This window comes from Terriglobus albidus (assembly GCF_025685425.1).
Classification (GTDB): domain Bacteria; phylum Acidobacteriota; class Terriglobia; order Terriglobales; family Acidobacteriaceae; genus Terriglobus; species Terriglobus albidus.
The window spans coordinates 378,294-399,063 of record NZ_JAGTAS010000058.1; the positions used below are offsets into that span (position 1 = coordinate 378,294).

At 59.3% G+C, this 20,770-nt stretch carries 16 protein-coding genes; 14 read left to right on the top strand and 2 right to left on the bottom strand.

Annotated features, from left to right (window positions below):
• Position 1 precedes the first annotated feature (1 nt).
• From OHL21_RS20665 to OHL21_RS20680, 4 genes are read left to right on the top strand one after another with little or no spacing between them, the layout of a single operon-like run.
• Entirely contained in the window at positions 2-1,483 is a 1,482-nt protein-coding gene (locus tag OHL21_RS20665; protein ID WP_263419200.1) for an FGGY-family carbohydrate kinase, read from the top strand.
• A complete protein-coding gene (locus tag OHL21_RS20670; protein ID WP_263419201.1) occupies positions 1,480-2,958 on the top strand; it encodes an FGGY-family carbohydrate kinase in 1,479 nt (492 codons plus the stop codon). The genes OHL21_RS20665 and OHL21_RS20670 overlap by 4 nt, the downstream gene beginning before the upstream one ends.
• Positions 2,955-3,590 (top strand): histidine phosphatase family protein, encoded by a 636-nt coding sequence (locus OHL21_RS20675; RefSeq protein WP_263419202.1) that lies wholly within the window; start codon positions 2,955-2,957, stop codon positions 3,588-3,590. The genes OHL21_RS20670 and OHL21_RS20675 overlap by 4 nt, the downstream gene beginning before the upstream one ends.
• Entirely contained in the window at positions 3,590-4,651 is a 1,062-nt protein-coding gene (locus tag OHL21_RS20680) for a 2-hydroxyacid dehydrogenase (RefSeq protein WP_263419203.1), read from the top strand. Before OHL21_RS20675 ends, OHL21_RS20680 begins: the two co-directional genes overlap by 1 nt.
• 94 nt (positions 4,652-4,745) lie before the next feature.
• Here the strand turns inward: OHL21_RS20680 and OHL21_RS20685 are convergent, their stop codons facing one another.
• Positions 4,746-5,357, bottom strand: a complete 612-nt coding sequence (locus OHL21_RS20685) for a glycerol-3-phosphate responsive antiterminator (protein ID WP_263419204.1) — start codon at positions 5,355-5,357, stop codon at positions 4,746-4,748.
• A 286-nt stretch (positions 5,358-5,643) separates the two neighbouring features.
• Between OHL21_RS20685 and OHL21_RS20690 the strand changes: the two genes are divergently transcribed.
• From OHL21_RS20690 to OHL21_RS20725, 8 genes are all read left to right on the top strand, one after another.
• A complete protein-coding gene (locus OHL21_RS20690) occupies positions 5,644-6,465 on the top strand; it encodes a transketolase (protein ID WP_263419205.1) in 822 nt (273 codons plus the stop codon).
• A complete protein-coding gene (locus OHL21_RS20695; RefSeq protein WP_263419206.1) occupies positions 6,459-7,427 on the top strand; it encodes a transketolase family protein in 969 nt (322 codons plus the stop codon). Before OHL21_RS20690 ends, OHL21_RS20695 begins: the two co-directional genes overlap by 7 nt.
• A 9-nt stretch (positions 7,428-7,436) precedes the next feature.
• Positions 7,437-8,909: an FGGY family carbohydrate kinase gene (locus tag OHL21_RS20700; RefSeq protein ID WP_263419207.1), complete on the top strand. Its 1,473-nt coding sequence runs from the start codon at positions 7,437-7,439 to the stop codon at positions 8,907-8,909.
• A complete protein-coding gene (locus OHL21_RS20705) occupies positions 8,906-10,426 on the top strand; it encodes a sugar ABC transporter ATP-binding protein (RefSeq protein ID WP_263419208.1) in 1,521 nt (506 codons plus the stop codon). Before OHL21_RS20700 ends, OHL21_RS20705 begins: the two co-directional genes overlap by 4 nt.
• On the top strand, positions 10,423-11,493 hold the full coding sequence (locus tag OHL21_RS20710; RefSeq protein ID WP_263419209.1) for an ABC transporter permease: 1,071 nt from the start codon (positions 10,423-10,425) through the stop codon (positions 11,491-11,493). Before OHL21_RS20705 ends, OHL21_RS20710 begins: the two co-directional genes overlap by 4 nt.
• Positions 11,490-12,419 (top strand): D-ribose ABC transporter substrate-binding protein, encoded by a 930-nt coding sequence (locus OHL21_RS20715; RefSeq protein ID WP_263419210.1) that lies wholly within the window; start codon positions 11,490-11,492, stop codon positions 12,417-12,419. Before OHL21_RS20710 ends, OHL21_RS20715 begins: the two co-directional genes overlap by 4 nt.
• 19 nt (positions 12,420-12,438) lie before the next feature.
• A complete protein-coding gene (locus OHL21_RS20720; RefSeq protein WP_263419211.1) occupies positions 12,439-13,851 on the top strand; it encodes an L-fucose/L-arabinose isomerase family protein in 1,413 nt (470 codons plus the stop codon).
• 288 nt (positions 13,852-14,139) lie between these two features.
• A complete protein-coding gene (locus OHL21_RS20725) occupies positions 14,140-15,090 on the top strand; it encodes a sugar-binding transcriptional regulator (RefSeq protein WP_263419212.1) in 951 nt (316 codons plus the stop codon).
• Positions 15,091-15,485: 395 nt separating this feature from the next.
• Here the strand turns inward: OHL21_RS20725 and OHL21_RS20730 are convergent, their stop codons facing one another.
• Positions 15,486-17,063 (bottom strand): DUF1593 domain-containing protein, encoded by a 1,578-nt coding sequence (locus OHL21_RS20730; RefSeq protein WP_263419213.1) that lies wholly within the window; start codon positions 17,061-17,063, stop codon positions 15,486-15,488.
• Between the two features lie 499 nt (positions 17,064-17,562).
• On the opposite strand from OHL21_RS20730, the gene fliB reads away from it, so the two are divergent.
• The gene (gene fliB, locus OHL21_RS20735; protein ID WP_263419214.1) at positions 17,563-18,837 is read left to right on the top strand and encodes a flagellin lysine-N-methylase; all 1,275 of its coding nucleotides are present in this window, start codon (positions 17,563-17,565) and stop codon (positions 18,835-18,837) included.
• 785 nt (positions 18,838-19,622) lie between these two features.
• Positions 19,623-20,693: a hypothetical protein gene (locus tag OHL21_RS20740; protein ID WP_263419215.1), complete on the top strand. Its 1,071-nt coding sequence runs from the start codon at positions 19,623-19,625 to the stop codon at positions 20,691-20,693.
• Positions 20,694-20,770 lie beyond the last annotated feature (77 nt).

Sequence of the window (20,770 nt, forward strand, 5' to 3'; positions counted from 1 at the left end):
CATGGCCTGGATCGCAATTGACGCAGGAACAACCGTTATCAAAGCGGTCGCCTTCAGCCCTACCGGCGAAGAACTCGCCCTCGCACGCGCGAATACCGAAGTACTGCATCCGCGCGCTGAATATTCTGAACAGACCCAGGAGAGCGTGTGGCAGGCAGTCGTGTCGACTGTCCGGCAGGCTGCACAAAAGTGTGGGGAGCCGATCGAAGGTATCGTCTCCACGGCCCAGGGCGATGGCTGCTGGCTCGTTGACGCGTCCGGCAGCCCCGTACGCACAGCCATTCTTTGGAATGACGGGCGCGCGTACGAGATCGTCGAACGATGGCGCGAGGAGGGCATCATCGACCAAGCCTTCCGCATCTCAGGGTCCGCTTCGTATCCTGGCCTGCCAAATGCCATCCTTCGCTGGCTCTCCCTGCATGAACCGCAAACTCTGGCGCGCGCACGCTGGGCGCTTACCTGCAACGGCTGGCTGTTCTCCTGCATGACAGGCCGTTATGCTGCCGACCTCTCTGACGCGTCGAACCCCTTCTGCGACATCAAAAATCGGCAATACTCCCCGGATCTGCTCCAGCTCTTTCAACTCGAAGAACATTTCGAGAAGCTTCCTCCTATTGCTCAGGGAAGCGATCTCAGCGGTCCACTCACTTCTACCGCAGCACAGCGGATGGGTCTTTCAGCAGGTATACCGGTCCTGATGGCGCCGTACGACATCGTCACCACCGCCTTCGGCTGTGGAGTCAACACGCCTGAACGTGCATGCGTCATCCTGGGCACGACCATCTGCACCGAGACCATTCTTCCCGACGTCGATCTCACACAAGCCGCCTCCGGTACCACCATCGCATTCGAGGACGGACAATTCCTTCGCGCCATGCCGACCCTCACCGGGTGTGAGGCTCTACGATGGGGCGCCACGCTGTTTGCAGGCGGAGATCAGCAACGGCTCGAACAGTTGGCACAGGCAGAGTGTACCTCGCTGGAAGATGCGTTCTTCCTGCCGTATCTCTCCGCTGCCGGAGAGCGCGCGCCTTTCCTCGAACCGAAGGCGCGCGGCAGCTTCCACGGCCTATCATTCAATACCTCTCCATCGAGGATCGCTCATGCCTTATACGAAGGTCTCGCCTTTGTCATCCGTGAATGCCTCGAACGGACCGCCGATCCTGCCCTGCAGCGCGTCTACGGCGCCGGTGGAGGAGCACGGAGTGACTTCTGGTGCCAGATGATCGCAGACGTCACGGGACGAAATGTAATTCGTCCCGCCGGCAATGAACTCGGGGCCAAAGGCGCCTTTCTATGGGCTCTTAGAACGACAAGCAACATGGATCAAGTACAGAAGGTCTCTCTCGGTATTGAGACAGGGACAAGCACCTTCGTACCGCGCACCTCTGAGTACGCCGTCTTCTCCAGCCGCTACAAGACCTGGCTTTCCCTCCGTGAGTCCTCGTCGTCGCAATGGCATCTGCTTCGAGGTGAGCGATGATAGAGCCGGTCTACCTCGGTATCGACCTCGGCACACAGAGCGTCAAGGTCATGGCGGTAACAGTCAACGGCCATGTAGCTGCGGCTTCGTCCGCGCCGCTTACCAGCACAAGAAACGGTATTCGCCACGAGCAGAATGCTGAAGATTGGTGGAGTGCGGTCTGTGTAAGTTGCTCTGCAGTGACCAGGCAATTAGGCGGCGCACCCATTCTTGGTATCGCCGTCGACGCAACTTCCGGAACGATTGTCGTTACCGATTCGCAACTCCGCCCCTGCGGCCCAGCCCTGATGTATGACGATGCCCGGGCACTCGCGGAAGTCGACGAAGTCAATCGTATTGGGGATAGCGTGTGGCAACAGATGAGCTACCGCATGCAGCCCTCGTGGGCACTGCCCAAGATGGTATGGCTCTCGCGCCAGGGCCTGCTCTCTCCTGATCGCCGCATCCTCCACCAGAACGATTTCATCAATGCGCGGCTTGCAGGTGTTCTGCTTCCAACGGACAGCAGTAATGCCCTCAAAACCGGCTACCACCAGCTCGAAGACAAGTGGCCTGACGATGTCCTGAATACTCTGGGGATCGATTCGGGACTCTTGCCCAAAGTTGTTCGCCCGGGAGCCCGTATCGGTGTGACCGGTGGCCGTTCCCTTCAGGAAACAGGCATCTCTGCGGGTACGCCTATCTACGCCGGCATGACCGACGGCTGCGCTTCGCAGATCGCAGCCGGTGCGGTCAGTCCTGGGAGTTGGAGCTCTGTCATCGGTACGACGCTCGTATTGAAGGGCGTGACACCCCAGCTTCTCCACGATCCACGCGGTGTTATCTACTCTCACCGCTCGCCCGATGGGATGTGGCTTCCCGGAGGAGCGTCCAATATCGGCGCGGGAATCATTGCGAAAGAGTTCAAGGCTCAGGATCTTCCACACCTTAATCAATCGGCGGCAGCAGCAGACGGCCCCTCCGGCATTGTGATGTATCCGCTCAGCGGACGCGGAGAGCGCTTTCCCTTCTCAAACTCTGACGCCACCTACTTTGCTCTTGGGCAGTTCGGCTCAGACGAGACGAAGTACCGCGCGATCCTGGAAGGTATCGCCTGTACAGAGCGGCTTTGCGTCGATGTCATGGTTGCCGGCGGCGCGCCTCGAGCAGGTGACTTCTTTATCTCCGGCGGCGCCACAAAAAGCGAGGCCTTCAACCAGATCCGCGCCGATGTCCTCTCCCGCCCCCTCATCGTGCCCTCTGTCACGGAAGCCGCATTCGGCATGGCGGTTCTTGCAGCATCCTCCGCCGACTCACTGCATCACGCTGCAAAACGCATGGTGCATATCGAAAAAAAGATCGAACCCACAGGACAATCCTCGATGTATCTGGAGCAGTACCAGGAATTTGTGAAAGAACTCAGGCAGCGAGGCTGGCTGGATCCCGCGCTGGCATGCACAGCCATCAAAGGTGCACCTAACGAGGTGACACGATGAGCCGCCTCTTTCTTGTCCGCCATGGTGAGACGATATGGCACACCGAAAATCGCTACGCCGGCCGGACCGATATCGCGCTCACGCCCAAAGGCATCCAGCAGGCAGGCAGGCTCGCACGCTGGGCAGCAACCACCAGCATTCAGTCTGTCTGGTCTTCGTCGCTCTCTCGCGCTATCAAGACGGCAACTCCTGCGGCGGACGCCCTTGGGCTGAAGCTTCAGACCGACGATCGTCTCCTTGAGCTCGACTTTGGCCGCGCCGAGGGTCATACAAAGAGCGAGCTGCAAACGACCATGCCCGAAGCTCTCGCTGCCTTCCGAAGCGATCCTGTCCTCCATCACATGCCCGGTGGCGAAGATCCAGTAGTGGCGGCCGAGCGCGGCCTCGCCGCTCTTCGTTGTATCGCCGCACCACTCCCGCCTCACGGGCACGCATTGGTCGTTGCCCATAGCACCCTGCTGCGGCTCGTCCTCTGCCGGGCTCTGGGCATCTCTCTATCGCGCTATCGGGACCTCTTCCCCACCTTTCACAACTGCGCCATCACCGAGATCGAGATACGGCCTAACTCCACTGTCAGTCTTTTGTCGTTCAATGCTCCACTCCCACTTCCCCCGAAGGAGACTTCCCGGTAATGCCTCAAGAAAAACTTCTCGTCATTGGAGACCACTTCATCCAGTCGCAGCTCATGCGGGCTTCCCTTGGTGAGCTTGGCAATCGCTTCGAGATCATCGAAGCGTCGACTCCTTTTCCCATCGAGCCGTTCCGCAATATCGCCGAGGTTCGTGAGGCCTCCGGTTCAGAAGAACAGATGATGGAGGCTCTCCAGGGCGTCTCCATCTGCATCGCACACCATGCGCCGCTCACCCGGCGTGTGATGGAACAGGTAGAAGACCTTCGCCTCTTTATCGTGTGCCGCGGCGGCCCGGTCAACGTCAACGTCCCAGCGGCCACCGAACACGGCATCGCCATCGCCTACACACCGGCACGCAACGCTGCAGCAACCGCAGAACATACCATCGCAATGATGCTGAGTGCGCTGCGCTTCATTCCGCAGACGCACGCCGCTCTCCATCGTGGAGAGTGGAAGGGCGACTACACATGGGACAGCGCAGGCTTTGAGCTTGAAACCGCAACCGTCGGCCTCATAGGCTACGGCGCCATCGGTGGAATCGTCGCCCGTATCCTGCGCGGATTCGGTGCTACCGTTCTCTGCTATGACCCTTATGCGCACATGAACGAAGACTCACCCGCAACTCAGGTAGCTACTCTGGACGAATTGCTGCAACGCTCCGACGTCGTCTCTCTCCACGCCCGCGAGACCGCCGAGACCCGCAACATTCTCGGCGCGGAACAGATCCAGAAGCTCAAGCGCGGCGCCGTTGTCATCAACTGCGCGCGCGGTGCACTGATGGACTACCAGGCTCTCGAACAAGCTCTCCGCTCCGGTCATCTATTTGCGGCTGCAGCGGACGTCTTCCCCGAAGAACCGCTTCCCGCAGATTCAAGTCTGCTGCAGCTCCCCAACTTCATCACGACTCCGCACATTGCCGGCGGCACCAAGCAGGCCGCCATCAAAGCCACCCGCATCGCGGCAGAGGAACTCAAAAGCTATCTTCAGAACGGAACCCTGCGTTACTGCGCGAATCCAGAGGTACTCGTACAGCAGAAAGCCGCTAGAGCATTTTCCCTGTAGATGTAGCGTAGGGCTTCGTCATCTATGGGCGTTTTCCGCAATGAAAACGCCGCTGCACGCCCCTTCCGGGATAGCCAGCAACAGGGAAAATGCTCTAAATAATCCACAACCGCTGATCGCTGACCGAGACCGCGTGAATCCCAGCGGCCAAAAGATCTTCGATCTCCTTGACGGTCTCGATCAGTCCTCCCCCAATAATCCGCAGGGAGGCATGATCTTCCAACAACTTCCGCGCGACCTTGGGTGCTGCCATCGCTGGCAGCACCTCCACCGCATCCGGAAGAAATTGCGTCAGTGATTTACGAGTCGCGGTTACCGCCGCCGAATCAAGGCTGAAAGTACGCTGCACCGTAATCAATCCAAACGATTGCGCTGCTTTGAGGATTTCGGAGCGCGTCGAAACGATGCCAGCGACATGATGGCTGGCAAGAAACTCCACCGCAAAACGGTCGCGCGCCAGGCCATCCAGAAAATCGATATTGACCAGGCATTGCTTTCCCTGTTCCGCAGCTCGCTGCAGCATTCCAGGAAGAGACAGCGGATTTCCTGTCAACAGGTAGACAGCCCGCGGTGGACTCTGAAGCGCCACTTCGAACGCAGCAGGCTCATTCACCGCCGCGATAATCGGCGTATCGATCAGAGCCTGACGAGTTCGAGGCGGCGCCTCCTGGTCGTCCTGACGGCGAGCGTCCCTGCTGCGATCCACGTACCTCTCCTCGAGAGCTCTCCCACGATCTCTCTTAGATAAGGGTACTCAATTTTCATTGCAGCGATAACCGTGGAGACTTAGCCGTGTTGAGCTTAGTCCCCAACAGCACCGCAAGCGTCGGCGCAATCTGCCGCATATGGATCACTCCAGGTTCTTTCCTTTCGCAATATCTGAGCCTTCAGAGACTAAGCATTTTTATGCATTATTGCAAAAAATACGATGATGTGATGTCATGAGAGCCAAGTCGAACCTTTGGTTGCCTTAGCTTATGGCGGAATCATCCTTGAAACACCTGCAGCAAGCTGCAAACCTTACCCGCATCCGTGCGATGTCGATGACCCATCATTCGCAACTGGGTCACACCGGCGGCGACCTCTCCTCTGCCGACATTCTTACCTGTCTCTACCTGGGCGGCATCCTGGCGGTCGATCCTGAAAAACCCTACTGGGAGCAGCGGGATCGCTTCATCATGTCCAAGGGACACTGCTCGGGCGCCTTCTACGCAACCCTCGCCGCCCGCGGCTTCTTCCCGGTCGAGCAACTTAAAACCTTCATGGATCCGCTGTCGATGCTGAATGGTCATCCTGACAGGAACAAACTGCCTGGCGTAGAGGCAAATACCGGTCCCCTGGGTCATGGGGCTCCCATCGCCGTCGGCGCTGCTCTTGCAGCGAAGATGCGTGGCGAGCACTGGCGGGTCTTCGTCCTGACCGGCGATGGCGAGTTGCAGGAGGGCTCCAACTGGGAAGCCGCCATGACCGCTCATCATTACAAGCTGGATAATCTGACGGTTATCGTCGACCGCAACCGCATTCAGCAGGGCGACTTCACTGAAAACACAGTTCAACTGGATCCGCTCCCTTCGAAGTGGGCTTCTTTCGGCTTTGCGGTACGGGAAGTGGACGGGCATAACCACGAGGAGCTGATGCAGGTCTTTCACTCTCTTCCTCTTGAACCCGGGAAACCGACCTGCATCATCGCAAACACGATCAAAGGCAAAGGCGTCAGCTTTGCAGAGAATAAGCCCGCTTGGCATCATGGTGTGCCGACACGTGAGCAGCTTTTGCTGGCGGCAGAAGAACTCGGAGTGGAGGTCCCATGGTAGTCGCCCCCCCTGTTGAGACATCAGCCAAGACCTACGATTGCCGCGAAGCCTACTCCAGGACTCTTGAGGAGATGGCCGCACAAGACAAGCGGGTCTGCGCGGTCATCAATGATTCGGTCTCTTCCACCAAGCTGAAGAAGTTCAAGGAACTCTTCCCCGAGCGGTTCGTCAATGTCGGAATCGCGGAACAGAATATGGTCGGCGTCGGGGCGGGCCTGGCCAATGGTGGCATGGTCCCTTATGTCTGCGGAGCCTCCTGCTTCCTGACCGCCCGCGCTATGGAACAGGTAAAGGTCGATCTTGGCTACTCCAAATGGAACGTCAAGCTCTGCGGCATGTCCTCCGGTATGGCCTATGGGCAGCTTGGCGCCACTCATCATTCCATCGAAGACATGGCCTGGACACGCATCATTCCGAACCTTACCGTCATCGTGCCGGCCGATCCGCTGGAGACCGAGCAGGTCATGCGCTATTCCCTGCGCCACGATGGCCCGATGTTCCTGCGCATCAGCCGCGTTCCGGTGCCAAAAGTGCATGATCGGGGATACCAGTTCACGCTAGGCCGGGCCGCGCTGATGAACGACGGAGACGATGTCACCATCATCACCAACGGCATTCTGGTAGCTCGTGCCCTGCAGGCCGCAAAACTTCTGGAAGAGCGCGGCATCTTCGCCCGGGTGTTGAATATGAGCAGCATCAAGCCGCTCGACTCCGATGCGATTCTCAAAGCCGCACGCGAGACCCGCGGCATCGTCACCGCCGAAGAGGCACTCACCGCCGGCGGTCTTGGCGGAGCGGTCGCCGAGGTGCTCGCACTGCACCATCCTGCACGGATGCGCATGCTGGGGCTGCCCGACGTCTTCGCACCCACCGGGTCCGCGGAGTTTCTGCTGGATCACTTCCACTTGAACGCGGAGGGCATAGTGAACGCCGCACTCGATCTGCTGGGAGCGAAGAAGTAGGCCCAGATCATGTCCGACCTTATCCTCGCCATCGATCAGGGAACAACGAATACCAAGGCTCTCCTCGTCGGCAACGATGGACAGCCGGTCTTTCGAGCGTCTGCACCGCTTACGCTGGTGACACCGCAGCCGGGCATGGTGGAGCAGGATCCTGAAGCACTGTGGCAGTCGGTACTCGCCGTCATCCGCGAGTGCATCGCCCATAGCGGCGCTGATCGGATCAAAGGTATTGCCATTTCCAACCAGCGGGAGACCGCCGTCGCCTGGTATCGTGCCGACGCCAGGCCCGCAGCGAATGCGATCAGCTGGCAGTGCAGGCGAGGCGAGGCCATCTGTGGGCAACTCGCATCTCACAGGGACATCATTCGCGAGCGCACGGGCTTGCCGCTCGATCCGCTTGTCTCTGCGAGTAAATGGGGCTGGCTGCTCCAGCAGAATCCTGCGTTAAGGTCTCAGGCGGAGCAGGGCGACCTTTGCCTGGGCAACGTTGATGCGTGGCTTATCTATAAGCTGACCGACGGCGCGACCTACGTCACGGATCACACCAACGCATCGCGTACGGCGCTGTTGAATCTTCAAACATTGCAGTGGGATGGTGAACTGCTCGATCTGTTTGGAATTCCCCATACCACGATGCCGCAGCTCGCCTGCTCCTCGTCCTTGTTTGGTACGGTCTCGGCGATTCCAGAACTTGTGGACATTCCGATCATCTCCGCTATCGGTGACTCCCACGCGGCGATGGTGGGACATGGAAGCTATACGCCGGGAACCATCAAGGCAACCTATGGTACTGGCTCGTCTCTGATGACGTTGACGCCGGGTCTCCCTGCTCCTACACGCAGTCTGGCGCGCACCATCGCCTGGTCGCACAACGGCACAGCTCATTTTGCCCTTGAGGGCAACATCACCATGACCGGATCGGCGGTGCAATGGGTGGGAGAGTTTCTCGGGCTTGCCGATCCCACCCGCGATGCCGTAGCACTTGCCGAGAGAGTTTCGAATGCAGCAAGTGTCTACTTCGTTCCAGCGATGGTCGGCCTCGGAGCGCCCCACTGGGACTCCGCCGCGCGCGGCACACTCACCGGCCTTAGCCATACCAGCAGGCGTGAACATATGGCGCGCGCCGCGGTCGATGCCATTGCCTATCAGGTCGCGGATGTCTTTCATGCCATGCGCGATGCCGCCGGTGTCGAGCTTCCCACACTGCACACCGACGGAGGCGCAACCCGCAATGGGGCTCTCATGCAGTTTCAGGCGGACCTGCTGCAGGTGCCGGTCCATCGCTCCAGTTGCGAAGACCTGTCGGCACTTGGCGCCGCCTGGCTCGGTGGACTCACACTCGGCTGGTGGCATTCTGTCGCGGATCTCGCATCCCTTCCGCAGGAGTCGGTGACCTTCCTCCCCGGCACATCGCTCGCGTCACACTACGATGGCTGGAAGCTTGCCGTCCAACAGGCTCGCCTGAAGGGAGAGCTCGCATGAGCGATGTGATCCTCCAGGCAAATGGCATCCTGAAGCGGTATCCCGGTAACATCGCGCTCGACCATGTCGACTTCAAGCTTCATCGCAATGCCGTCAATGTACTGATCGGAGAGAACGGCGCTGGAAAGTCCACCTTGATGCGCATCCTGTCAGGCGTGGAATCGTGCGATGAAGGCGCCATCCTCCTCGACGGAAAGCCAATCACTCTCCGCAGTCCACGCGATGCGGCGGCACACGGTATCAGCATCGTGCACCAGGAGCTGAGCGTGATGCCGAACCTCGACATCAGCGAGAACATCTTCGCCGGCCGGGAACTGACCCGCGCGGCTATGGTCGATCGCAAGACCGAAGATACGCAATCGGCCGATGCGCTCCACCGTCTGCACAAGCCGATGCCGGTCAATGCGCAGACAGCTCATCTCTCGCTCGGCTGCAGACAGATCGTCGAACTGGCCCGCACCATTGCTCACGGATCGAAGATCCTGATCCTCGACGAGCCCACCTCTGCTCTCTCGATGGCGGAAGCAGAGTCGCTCTTCGAGGTCATCGGGGATCTCAAACGCTCCGGCGTCACCATCGTTTACATCTCGCACCGTCTGCACGAGCTGCTACACCTCGGCGATTACTTCACCGTCCTGCGCTCAGGACGCGTCGTCGGCGAAGCCGCTCGATCCGAGGTCACGCGGCAATGGATCGTGGAACGTATGTCAGGCCGCGCCGATACTACCGACCTGCAGGTCCGCCCGGCTGCCTCCACCCAGGCCGTGCTATCTGTCCACCACTTAGAGCTCGGCTCCTCTGCCGCAGGTGAAGAATCGCAGGCTGCATTGCACGAGATCTCGTTGACGCTCCACAAAGGCGAGGTGCTCGGCATCTATGGCCTTCTCGGAGCAGGAAGAACCGAGCTACTGGAGACGCTCGCGGGGAACCGTACACCGCTTGACGGCTCCGTTCAGATCGAAGGTCGCACGCTTGAGCTGAATTCCGTTGGCAGCGCGGTTAAGGCCGGCATTATTCTTGTCCCGGAAGACCGTCAGCGCGACGGCCTCATTCCCGAGCTATCGATTCGCGAGAACGTGGCCTTGGCAGCCTCGCATGGCCCCTTGCTCTCACGCGCGCATGAGACAGAATTAGTGCGCAAGCTGGCGAAGGATCTGAACATCGCGGCCAACGATCTTGAACTGCCCGTCACCTCACTCTCCGGTGGCAACCAGCAGAAGGTTCTGATCGCTCGCTGCCTGATGCGCAACCCGCGCGTCCTGCTGCTCGATGAACCAACACGTGGCGTCGATGCCGGGGCGAAAGCCGAGATCTATCGCATTCTTCGCAAGCTGGCTGCGGATGGTCTGAGCATTCTCTTCACCTCATCCGAGATTGAAGAGACGCGCACGCTCGCCGACCGCGCCCTCGTCCTGTGCCAGGGACGCATTGCAGCCCAATTTCAGCATCACCAGTTGACCGACGAAGCACTCTTCGCCGCGGCCAGCCCGAACGTGACCACAGGAAGCCTCGCATGACCTCTATCTCCGCCACGCTCTCATCGTCCGATCGTCTGGCCAGCAGTGGAGCCCGCATCGCACTCATCCTGCTGCGTGCCCGCGCTGTCCTCGTGCTGGTGTTGCTGCTCATCCTGTTCTCTGCCCTGGCGCCGAGCTTTCTGACAGCAGCCAATCTCTCCATCCTGACCAAGCACGTCGCCATCTCCGCGATCCTCGCCATCGGCATGACCTTTGTCATCCTCTCCGGAGGCATCGATCTCTCCGTCGGCTCCGTTGCCGGTCTGGGTGGCATGGTGGCCGGCTACATCCTCACACAGGGCCTCACGCTCGGCGGGACAACGTATCATCCCGGAGTCTTCGTCGCTATCTTCGCAACCATCGCTCTGTGTCTGGTGGTTGGCGCGTTGAATGGCTGGCTGGTCTCGCGCGCCGGCGTCGCTCCCTTTATCGCGACGCTGGGCACGCTGTACATCGCACGCGGTGCGGCTCTGCTGATGTCCAACGGCAAGACCTTCCCGAACCTCGCCGCGCATGCGCCTTCCTTTGCTTTCATCGGCCAGAGCTTTCTGCTGCGCGTCCCCATCCCGGTCTGGCTGATGTTCGCGCTGTTTGCCGTCGCGGCTTTCATCGCCGCCAAGACTCCCTTCGGCCGCCACGTCTACGCTATCGGCGGCAATGAACGTGCTGCCCGCCTGGCCGGCATTGTTGTGCCCCGCGTGAAGATGTACACCTTCCTCTTCTCTGCCTTCTGCGCGGGACTCGTTGGGCTCATCATCGCCTCGCAACTCGAAGCTGCTCACCCGGCCACGGGCGAAAGCTTCGAGCTGAACGCCATCGCCGCCGTCGTCCTCGGAGGCACGTCACTCATGGGAGGACGTGGCTCCGTCACCGGTTCGCTGATCGGAGCCTTCGTTATCGGCGTACTCGCCGACGGCCTGGTAATGCTCGGCGTCTCTGAGTTCTGGCAGATCGTCATCAAGGGCGTCGTCATCGTCCTCGCGGTCGCCATCGATCAGCTCCAATCGCGGTTGCAGGCGAAGTTCCTGCCGCTGCTGCTGCGCTCCACTCCAGGAGCCGGAGCATGAAGCTCGCAACACTGTTCGTGGTTGGCGCCGTCGCTCTTACCGGATGTCACCGTGAAGAGCTGTCGAAGCCGCTGATCGCCATCATCGTCCCCTCGCAGGACAACCCTTACTTCAAGGCCGAGGGCGATGCCGCTGCTGCCCGCGCGCAGCAGCTCGGGTACCGCACCCGCATCGACGCACATAACGATGACGCTTACCGCCAGGACAACCTCATCGACGCCGCCATCGCCAGCGGAGCCGAGGCAATCGTGCTCGACAATGCCGGGTCAGAATCCTCCATCTCCGCCGTACGCCGCGCGAAGGCTGAAGGCATCGCCGTCTTCCTCATCGACCGCGAGATCCAGGTCACCGGAGTCGCCAACGCGCAGATCATCGCCGATAACCACCAGGGCGCTCGCATCGTTGCGGAAGAGTTTGCACGCGCTACCAAGGAAGGTGAGTATGCCGAGCTGCTGGGTCGTGAGTCCGATACCAACGCCCAGATCCGCACCAAAGGCTTTCACGAGATCCTCGACACCGCACCGCAACTGAAGCTTGTTGCGGCACAGTCGGCCAACTGGTCGCAGGCAGAGGCATTTCAGAAGACCGAGACCATCCTGCAGGGACACGCGAAGCTCGCAGGCATCATCGCCGGCAATGACACCATGGCTCTCGGCGCCGCAGCGGCGATCAAGTCCTCCGGCCGCAAAGGAATCGTCGTCACCGGCTTCGACGGCTCACCCGATGCGGCCACGGCTATTCGCTCTGGCGAGCTACGAGCCACCTCTCTCCAACCCGCTGTCGTTATCTCGCGGCTCGCTGTCGACGAGGCCGATCACTTCCTGAAGACCGGTTCAACCGGCAAGCCGGAGAAACAGATCATCCCCTGCGATCTCGTCACTCGCGCCAACGTGGATAACTATCGCGACTTTGAAAAGATCAGATAACACCCAAAAGGAATCACTCATGCCCAGCACTCTCGGCGTCATTCTTGGTAACCGCGACTTCTTCCCCGACGCTCTCATCTCAGAAGCGCGCCAGCAGCTCACCACCCTCTTCTCGCAGCTCGATGTCACGCCTATCTGGCTTACCGCGGGCCAGACCAAGCTGGGCGATGTACAGGGATGGGCCGACGCGGTCAAGTGCGGCGAGCTCTTCCGCGCGCATCGCGCCGAGATCGAAGGCATTTTCGTCTGCTTGCCGAACTTCGGCGATGAGAAGGCGCTCTCCGATGCCATCCGCCTCTCTGAGCTGAATGTCCCTATCCTCGTGCAGGCCTGCCCTGACGATCTGGACGCCTTTGGCCTGGAGCGCCGCCGCGATGCCTTCTGCGGCAAGATCTCCGCCTGTAACAACCTGCGCCAGTACGGCTATAAGTACACCCTCACCCGCGATCACACCGTCGCCATCAACAGCGATCGCTTTCGCGAAGACCTCACCAACTTCCTGGCCACCTGCCGCGTCGTGCGCGGCCTTCGCCGTGTTCGCCTGGGAGCCGTCGGAGCACGCCCCAATGCCTTCAACACTACCCGCTTCAGCGAAAAGCTCTTTGAGGCAGCGGGCATCTCGGTCAATACCATCGATCTTTCCGAGGTCTTCGGCTCCGCACAACGCATTGCCGATGCCGATTCCCGCGTCAAGCAGCGCATCGAGCAGATCCGCAGCTACGCCGATGCATCCAAGGCTCCAAGCGAAAGCCTGCTGAAGATGGCGAAGTTCGCCCTGGTCGTCGATGACTGGATGCAGGAGCTCGGCCTGACCGCCACCGCAATTCAGTGCTGGTCATCAATGCAGAAGAACTTCGGCGTCAACGTCTGCACCATCATGTCGATGATGAGCGAGCAGATGCTGCCCTCGGCCTGCGAGGTCGATATCGCCGGCGTCGTCAGCATGTACGCTCTACAGCTCGCCAGTAAGAAGCCCTCGGCGCTGGTCGACTGGAACAACAACTACGGCAACGATCCTGATAAGTGCGTCCTCTTCCACTGCGGCAACTGGGCCAAAGATTTTCTGCCCGACATCCGCATCGGCACCGCTCCGATTCTCGGCACCGTCCTTGGCGAACAGAACACCGTCGGAGCTCTCGAAGGCCGCACGCCCGCCGGCCTGCTGACCTTCGGCCGTGTTAGTACAGATGACCTTCAAGGTAAGATCCGAGCTTATGTCGGCAATGGCCTCTTCACCGACGATCCGTTGAATACCTTCGGCACCCGCGCCGTCGCGCATGTGCCGAAGCTGCAGAAACTGATGCACGTCATCTGCAAGAACGGGTTTGAGCATCACGCTGCGATGAATGGAAGTCATTGCGCCGTGCCCGTGGCGGAAGCTCTGGAGACCTATATGGGATGGGATGTTTACCACCATCACGCTGAGGTTTGAGCAACGGACATCACCACACTTGGCCCGCCTACGAAGCGGGCCTTTTCTTTTGGGAGCCACCAATCTGGGTGCCCCATATCTCGGCCAGGCCGAGATGTGGGCCTTCGCGCCCTGCGCGAACCGTTTCTCAACATCTAGTGATTACCCGCCCACCCTAGCGTTGCGAGCGTTCACCCCAACGAATAAAGTTCGTTGGGGACCCCGATGGTGGGGCACTCGGGCAGGGAAAATCATGTAAGACATAGGGTGAACAAACTCACGTGTACTATTATGCAGACATAAATATATATGCCACGCATCAATGAAACCCGACTGATGGTCAAGATCGCCCGCCTCTATTACGTACACGAGGTGCGGCAGCAGGATATCACCGAGATGCTCGGCATCCATCAGTCCACTGTCTCCCGCCTTCTGAAGAAGGCACGTGAGGCGAACGTGGTGCGTGTCATCGTCGACGTTCCCGGCGGCGTTTACGCCGAGATGGAAGAAGAGCTGGAACGTCGCTTCGGCCTGCGCGAAGTGGTCATCGTCGACTGCCCTGACGACGAGTTCCACATGATTCAGGAGCTTGGTGCAGCCGCCGCCTTCCTGCTCGAATCGACTCTGCGCCCTAAAGAGAACATCGGCATCTCCTCCTGGAGCCGACACCTGCTCGCCATGGTCGATCAGCTTCATCCGACCAATCGCGCCGAGGGTGGACGCGTTATCCAGATGCTCGGCGGCGTCGGAACACCTGACATCCAATCACGCGCTACCCAGCTCGTGAACCAGTTCTCGCGCCTGATCGGTGCGACTCCTGTTCTGCTGCAGGCTCCGGGTGTAACCGGCAGCGCCAAGACACGTGATCTGCTGCTGCAGGAACCGTACGTGCGTGAAACCATCGAGACGTTCCCGACACTCGACATCGCTCTGGTCGGCATCGGCGCCCTGAAGCCATCGGCCCTTCTCGAAAGCAGCGGCAACAGCTTCACCATGGCAGAGCTTGAGTCGCTGCAGAAGAAAGGCGCCGTTGGAGACATCTGCCTGCAGTTCTTCAACGAACAGGGCGAACTGATCCGTTCCCCGCTGCTTAGCCGCGTTATCGGGATTGAGATGCCGATGCTCAAGCGCGTCAGCAAGATCATCGGTATCGCCGGTGGACCGGCGAAGTTCACCGCCATCAAGGCAGCGATCAAAGGCAAGCTGATCAATGTCCTGATCACCGATCAGAAGACAGCACAGAAGCTGTTGAAGACGTAATCGTATAGAGCGCCACAACCTGGGTGCCCCACATACGCGAAGCTTATGTGGGGGTTCGAGCGAAGCTCGAATCGTCTTTTTTTGTTGTCATCCCGAAGGGATCTGCTTTTCTCTTTCAAAGGCATATTGGTTGAAAAGCGGATTTCTCCCTACTCTTCACCCCAGCCAGCAAAGCTGGCCGGGGACCCCGAGCGCTACGAAATGACAAACAAAGTGCCACAGACCTAAGCGCTGAAGGCGCGTTCTATATCAGCCTGGGGCAACGCCCCAGGTTTTCGGGACTCCATTGAAATCAAGGGCTGAAGGCCCGCTCTATAGTTCATCAATCTCGCTCCGCGAGGCATCCCACTCATCGCTACGCGATGAATGGGGCACGCAGTGTATGGGTTATCCCCCTACGGCAAAACATGCACAATCACGCGCCGATAGCGTGACAGCGGAGGGGTGCCACGATCCGTCACTCGGCAGATGAAATGCAACGTCTTCGGCGAATCAACCTTCGGCGCTACCACCGGCAGGTCCGTCAACACCTGCGAAAACGGAGCAAAGCTCACAGGCTCCGGCAGATCTCCCGCCTCCACGTACTGAAACCAGTAATACGTAATCGAATCACCATCGGGATCATGTGAGCCCGTCGCATTCAGATGAAACTCCTGCCCGGAGTGCACGCTGAACTCCGCCGGAGTATTCTCGGCCAGCACCACAATCGGCGGATGATTCGCCTGGTTATACGGCTTCGTCGTCCACTCCATACGCGCCGCGAAGTCATTCTGAAAGTCTTCGCGCCAGCGCCACAGCGTCACACCGGCATTCTTCGGCTGTGCCGGCTGATCCGCCTGAGCAGGATCGAAGGGCCTGCGCGTTCCTCGCGCCATCGGACCATGAAACTGATCGTCACTCGCGGTCCAGATCGGCCGAGTCTCGGGAACCGGGACCACCACGTTCTGTGATCGAAAGCCGGCATGCATCGGACGCTGCGGCGCAGCCGGAGGTGGCGGTGTATAGAGCGCGAAGCGCCCGCCCCAGCCTCCATAGTTGGGATGCGACGGATCGTTCAGCCCATTGGGAATCAGACTCAGGTACGCCGGCGTATCGCCCTCCATGCCATAGGCCGTATCGGGATACGCCACACCGAGCGGCCCATGCCCCTGCTGAATATTCTTCCCCAGCCACGCCGCCGAAATCATCTCCGGATTCGAGCCGGCGTCAGTCGAGTTGATGCCGGTGTTGAAGCCCGTCGGCGTAATCCAGAACAGGTCCGGAAACTCCTTACGCATCCAGAAGCCTGAATCATCCTGATCGCCGATCGCATACACCCGCAGCTTGGCGACCAGAGCCTTTACCGTCTCCGGCTTTTCGGTTGAGCGGATCTTCCACAGCGCCTGCGCCAGCGTATTCGCTCCGCCCCAGATCGAGACCCACAGCGGCCGCGTATCGTTCTTCTTCAGCGCAGCAATTAGCAGCGCCGAACCCTCGGAGTCCTTCCCCGGACCAACCCCGCCCAGGCCATACTCCGGTGCGCCTGACTTGATAAGCGCCGCAAGAAACTCCGCTGTCGGATAGTGCGGATCGTGCTTCAGCAGATTCTGCCGCACCTGTCCATAGGCCTTGATGATTTCCTGGATCAGCCAGGGATTCGTCCGGTCCATCATGAACGTCGACGTCGTTGCTACCAGTCCCTCGATATCGATCTCGTTCGCATACAGTACCAGCCGCACCATCGACTGCCTGTCGTCGTTGTCGGCGCCCATATCGGTCAGCACAAAGACGCGGTGCTTCCCCTGATCCTGCGCCGGATCTGTTGTCGGCGAGACTGGGACGATATGTTCCTTATCCAGGCAGTTCCAGTTACACGGAGTGCTCTTGAACGGCGGCGCGGCGGGAATCTCCTGCGCACCAGCGGACACCACAAAGGCCGCGGAAATCGCGGCCGTTAGAACCACACACCCTTGCACGCGTCTGGAACGAATCATTGCCCCTCACTTGCGACATATTTATGCGATATAGACATAACATGCACTTTCGGCAGAAGGAAAGTAGCATCGGCGGTTACGGCCGGTCAAGCCTTAGGTCTTGGTCGCCTTGAAGCGCTGCCCTCAGTGGCTAAAGCCACTTGCTTGGATTCGTCGATATGGGACGACTAAAGTCGTCCCCTTAAGCACAACATTCGCGTTGTCACGCGAACGGGTGCCCCGGGGTCCCTAAAGGGACCTGGGCATTCGCGCATCGGGTCCCGAGTCAGCTTGCTGTCTGGGGTGAAGCTTCGCGCGAACCGTTTTTTTGTTTGTCATTTCGCAGTGACCGAAGGGAACGGAGAAATCCGCTTCTCTACTCCGATGCTTTTCCCCCGGAAGAGCAAAGGCGGAGAAGCAGATCCCTTCGGGATGAGAAACAAAAATAGCCCATCTCCGACATTAGAGCCCTCTGATCCCCTCCACCCGCCAACGGCCCCCAAATTGCACCCTCAACCCCGTGAGCCGCGCTACCGTACGTCAACCTCTACCGTCTCAGCCTCTCTACGGGCAAGCATTCCAATGCGTTAGCGGAGCCTGCGACGACACCTGCTGCAACGGATTCTCCGTTCCCGTCGACAAAAAGACGTATGAGTTCTACCGTTTGCTGCCCGTCAGCGAGATCCGGTCTGCCGTCGATACCCATATCCGTAAGGTTCCAGGCTCTACCAGCGACAACCTCTACGCCAGCATCGAGATGACCGCCGACAAGAAGTGCCCCTTCTTCACGGCACAGCGCCTCTGCGGCATCCACAAGGAGCATGGCCACGACTACCTGTCGGCCGCATGCTCCACCTATCCCCGCGCCCTCAATCAGGTGGACGGACGGCTCGAGGTCTCGCTCTATCTCTCCTGCCCCGAGGCAGCGCGCATGGTGCTTCTGGATCCGGGATTTGCGAACCACCACACCGATGGCCCCGCTGTTCCCTTCCGCACCGACCAGTTTTCGAAGGTCGCTCGCAACGGACCCGGCTTGCCTCACAAGCCCTTCAACTTTTTCACCGAGGTGCGCTTGTGCCTGGGCGATCTGATCACCGATCGCAGCCGTCCGCTCTGGCAGCGGATCTTCCTGATGGGAATGATGTGCAAGCAGCTCGACGAGGTCACTTCGCTGGAAGGTGAAGCAAAGGTGGCGGAGATCATCCAGAGCTACCAGCAGATCGTCGAGGAAGGAACACTCCGGACGGAGCTCGATCACCTACCCGCAAACACCGCCGCACAGTTGGATCTCGTCCTTCGCGTCGCTGACCTTGCCAACCGCTCCGGTGTGAACTCAAAGCGATTCAACGAGTCCTTCCAAGACTTCCTCGCCGGCATCGGTTACGCCCCGGAATCATCGGCCGCCCAGGACCTGGAGCGCTATCAGCACGCCGACAACGCCTACTGCAAACCGTTCCTCGAGCAGCATCCGCATATCCTCGAGAACTACCTACTGAACTACATCTTTAGAACACTGTTCCCCTTCGGCCGCGAAGCCAGCGCGCACTCGACGCCAAAGACAATCTTCCAGGAATACACCCTGCTGATCGGCCAATACGTCCTGGTCCACGGCCTGCTGATCGGCATCTCCGGCAACCGCCAATCCGGGTTCGATGAGAAAGCCGTGGTGAAGACCGTTCAATCCTTCTCCAAAACAGTCGAACATAGCCCCGGCTACCTGCAACAGCTCCTCACCCTGCTGGAAGACCGCAACCTGGCAGACATGAAGAGCATCGCAGAGATCCTCCCCCGCTAAACGGGGCCGCTGTCCCTAGATCACCACAACACCGGGCGCCCATTCACGAGAAGCGTGAGTGGGATATTCGCCCCGCCAACCGATCCCATCAATCCAAGAAATACACCGGGTGCCCCGGGTCCCTAAAGGGACCTGGGTGTTCGCGCTACGCGCGAATGTCTTGCTTAAGGGCACGGCTTTCAGCCGTGCCGTATCAAGTCATCAAAGGCAGTGGCTTTAGCCACTGAGGTACGATTCGCGCTACGCGCGTATGGGTGGGAGCATCGGGGTCCCGGCCAGCTTTGCTGGCTGGGGTGAAGGCGTGGGCTTTCAGCCCACGGCTTATTGGCTCTAAAGAAATTGGGCTTCAGCCCTGGGCTTTTTGTGTCGTCTCAGAGAGAACCCAGGGCTGAAAGCCCATCATCATTTAAGACCTTCAATCAGCGGACTAAAGTCCGCTGCTCCCACCAGCTAATTCCCGCTCCGCGCGAATGTTTTGTCTGGTCATCCTGACCGTACGGAAGGACCTGCTTTTTTGTTTGTCATTTCGTAGCGATTGGGGTCCCAGCCAGCTCCGCTGGGTGGGGTGAAGGGTAGCGAAGAAATCCGCTTCTCCACTCATCCGTGATAGAAACATCCAAAACAGAACCCATACTGCCCCTTCTCCTACTCCTCGCCTTCGCAGCCCCCACCTAGAGCATTTCCCTGTCGCTGGGTATTTCGGAACAGGAGAGCAGCGGCGTTTTCCCTGCGGAAACGCCCATAGGCGCGACGCCCTACACTACACCTACAGGGAAATACTCCAGGTGAGCGAATACCAGTATTACGACTTCAAAGCAATTGACCATGCGCTGACAAAGACCGAGATGGACGCCCTTCGTGCCATCTCCTCGCGCGCCGCAATTACCACGACGAGTTTTAAGAATCACTACGAGTGGGGCAACCTGAAAGCCGATCCGCTCAAACTTCTGGAACAGTATTTCGATGCGTTTGTCTATCTGGCAAATTGGGGGACGCGAGAATTCCACCTTCGCTTGCCGCAGGAGCTGGTTGATTTCAAACATCTCAAGTCGATTCTGCCAGGCAAGTCCGCGCGTGCGCGAAGTGCGGGACAGTTCGTGATTGTCACCTTTGAAAGCGAACCTGAGTCCTATGACGACTGGGATGATGGCACTGGCTGGATGGGATCGTTGGTTTCCCTGCGCTCCGATCTGCTTCGGGGCGATCTTCGCTGCTTGTATCTCGGGTGGCTTATGTGTGCGCAGAATGAGGAATTCTCTGGAGATGCGCTGGAGCCGCCTGTGCCCGCCGGTCTGCGCGAATTGTCAGCGCCCCTTGATTCGCTGATCGAATTTCTTGGAATCGACGAGGATCTCGTCGAAGTTGCAGCGTCCGCTTCTGCGCCGCTGAAACCAGGGCCGCCGCGCGAGGAACTCGCAGCCTGGGTTCGGGGCTTGCCTGCAAATGAAAAGGATGACCTGCTCATCGACTTTCTATCAGCACCCAGTGAGCGGTGCGGGCTCGAACTTCTGCAACGCTTCCAACGGGAGAACGCCGTCGCAGCAAGCCACGACGCAATCGAACGGCGTGCAGTGAAAGATCTCCTGGCAGCAGCTCGTGTCCGCGCGGATGAAAGGGAAAGGCAACTGAGTGCGAAGCAAGCGGCGGACGCCGCGCGTAAGACAGAGCTACTCGGCAAAGAGATCAACACCAATGGCACCGAGATCGGAGCCATGTTCCTAGGCACAGACGGCAGCTTCCTCTTCTCCCGCAACATCGGCAAAGAAAAATCCGGCGAACTCTTGCTTGCAAGACCAAACAACATTAATCCGAGGTTCATGACTGTGACAGTGGCTGGTCGGTGCTTCGGTACATGAGCAGAAATGTACTTACTTGTAGAAGGCAATTCCGAGAAGATCGAAGAAATGCGAGTAGACGATAGTAAGGTCAAGAA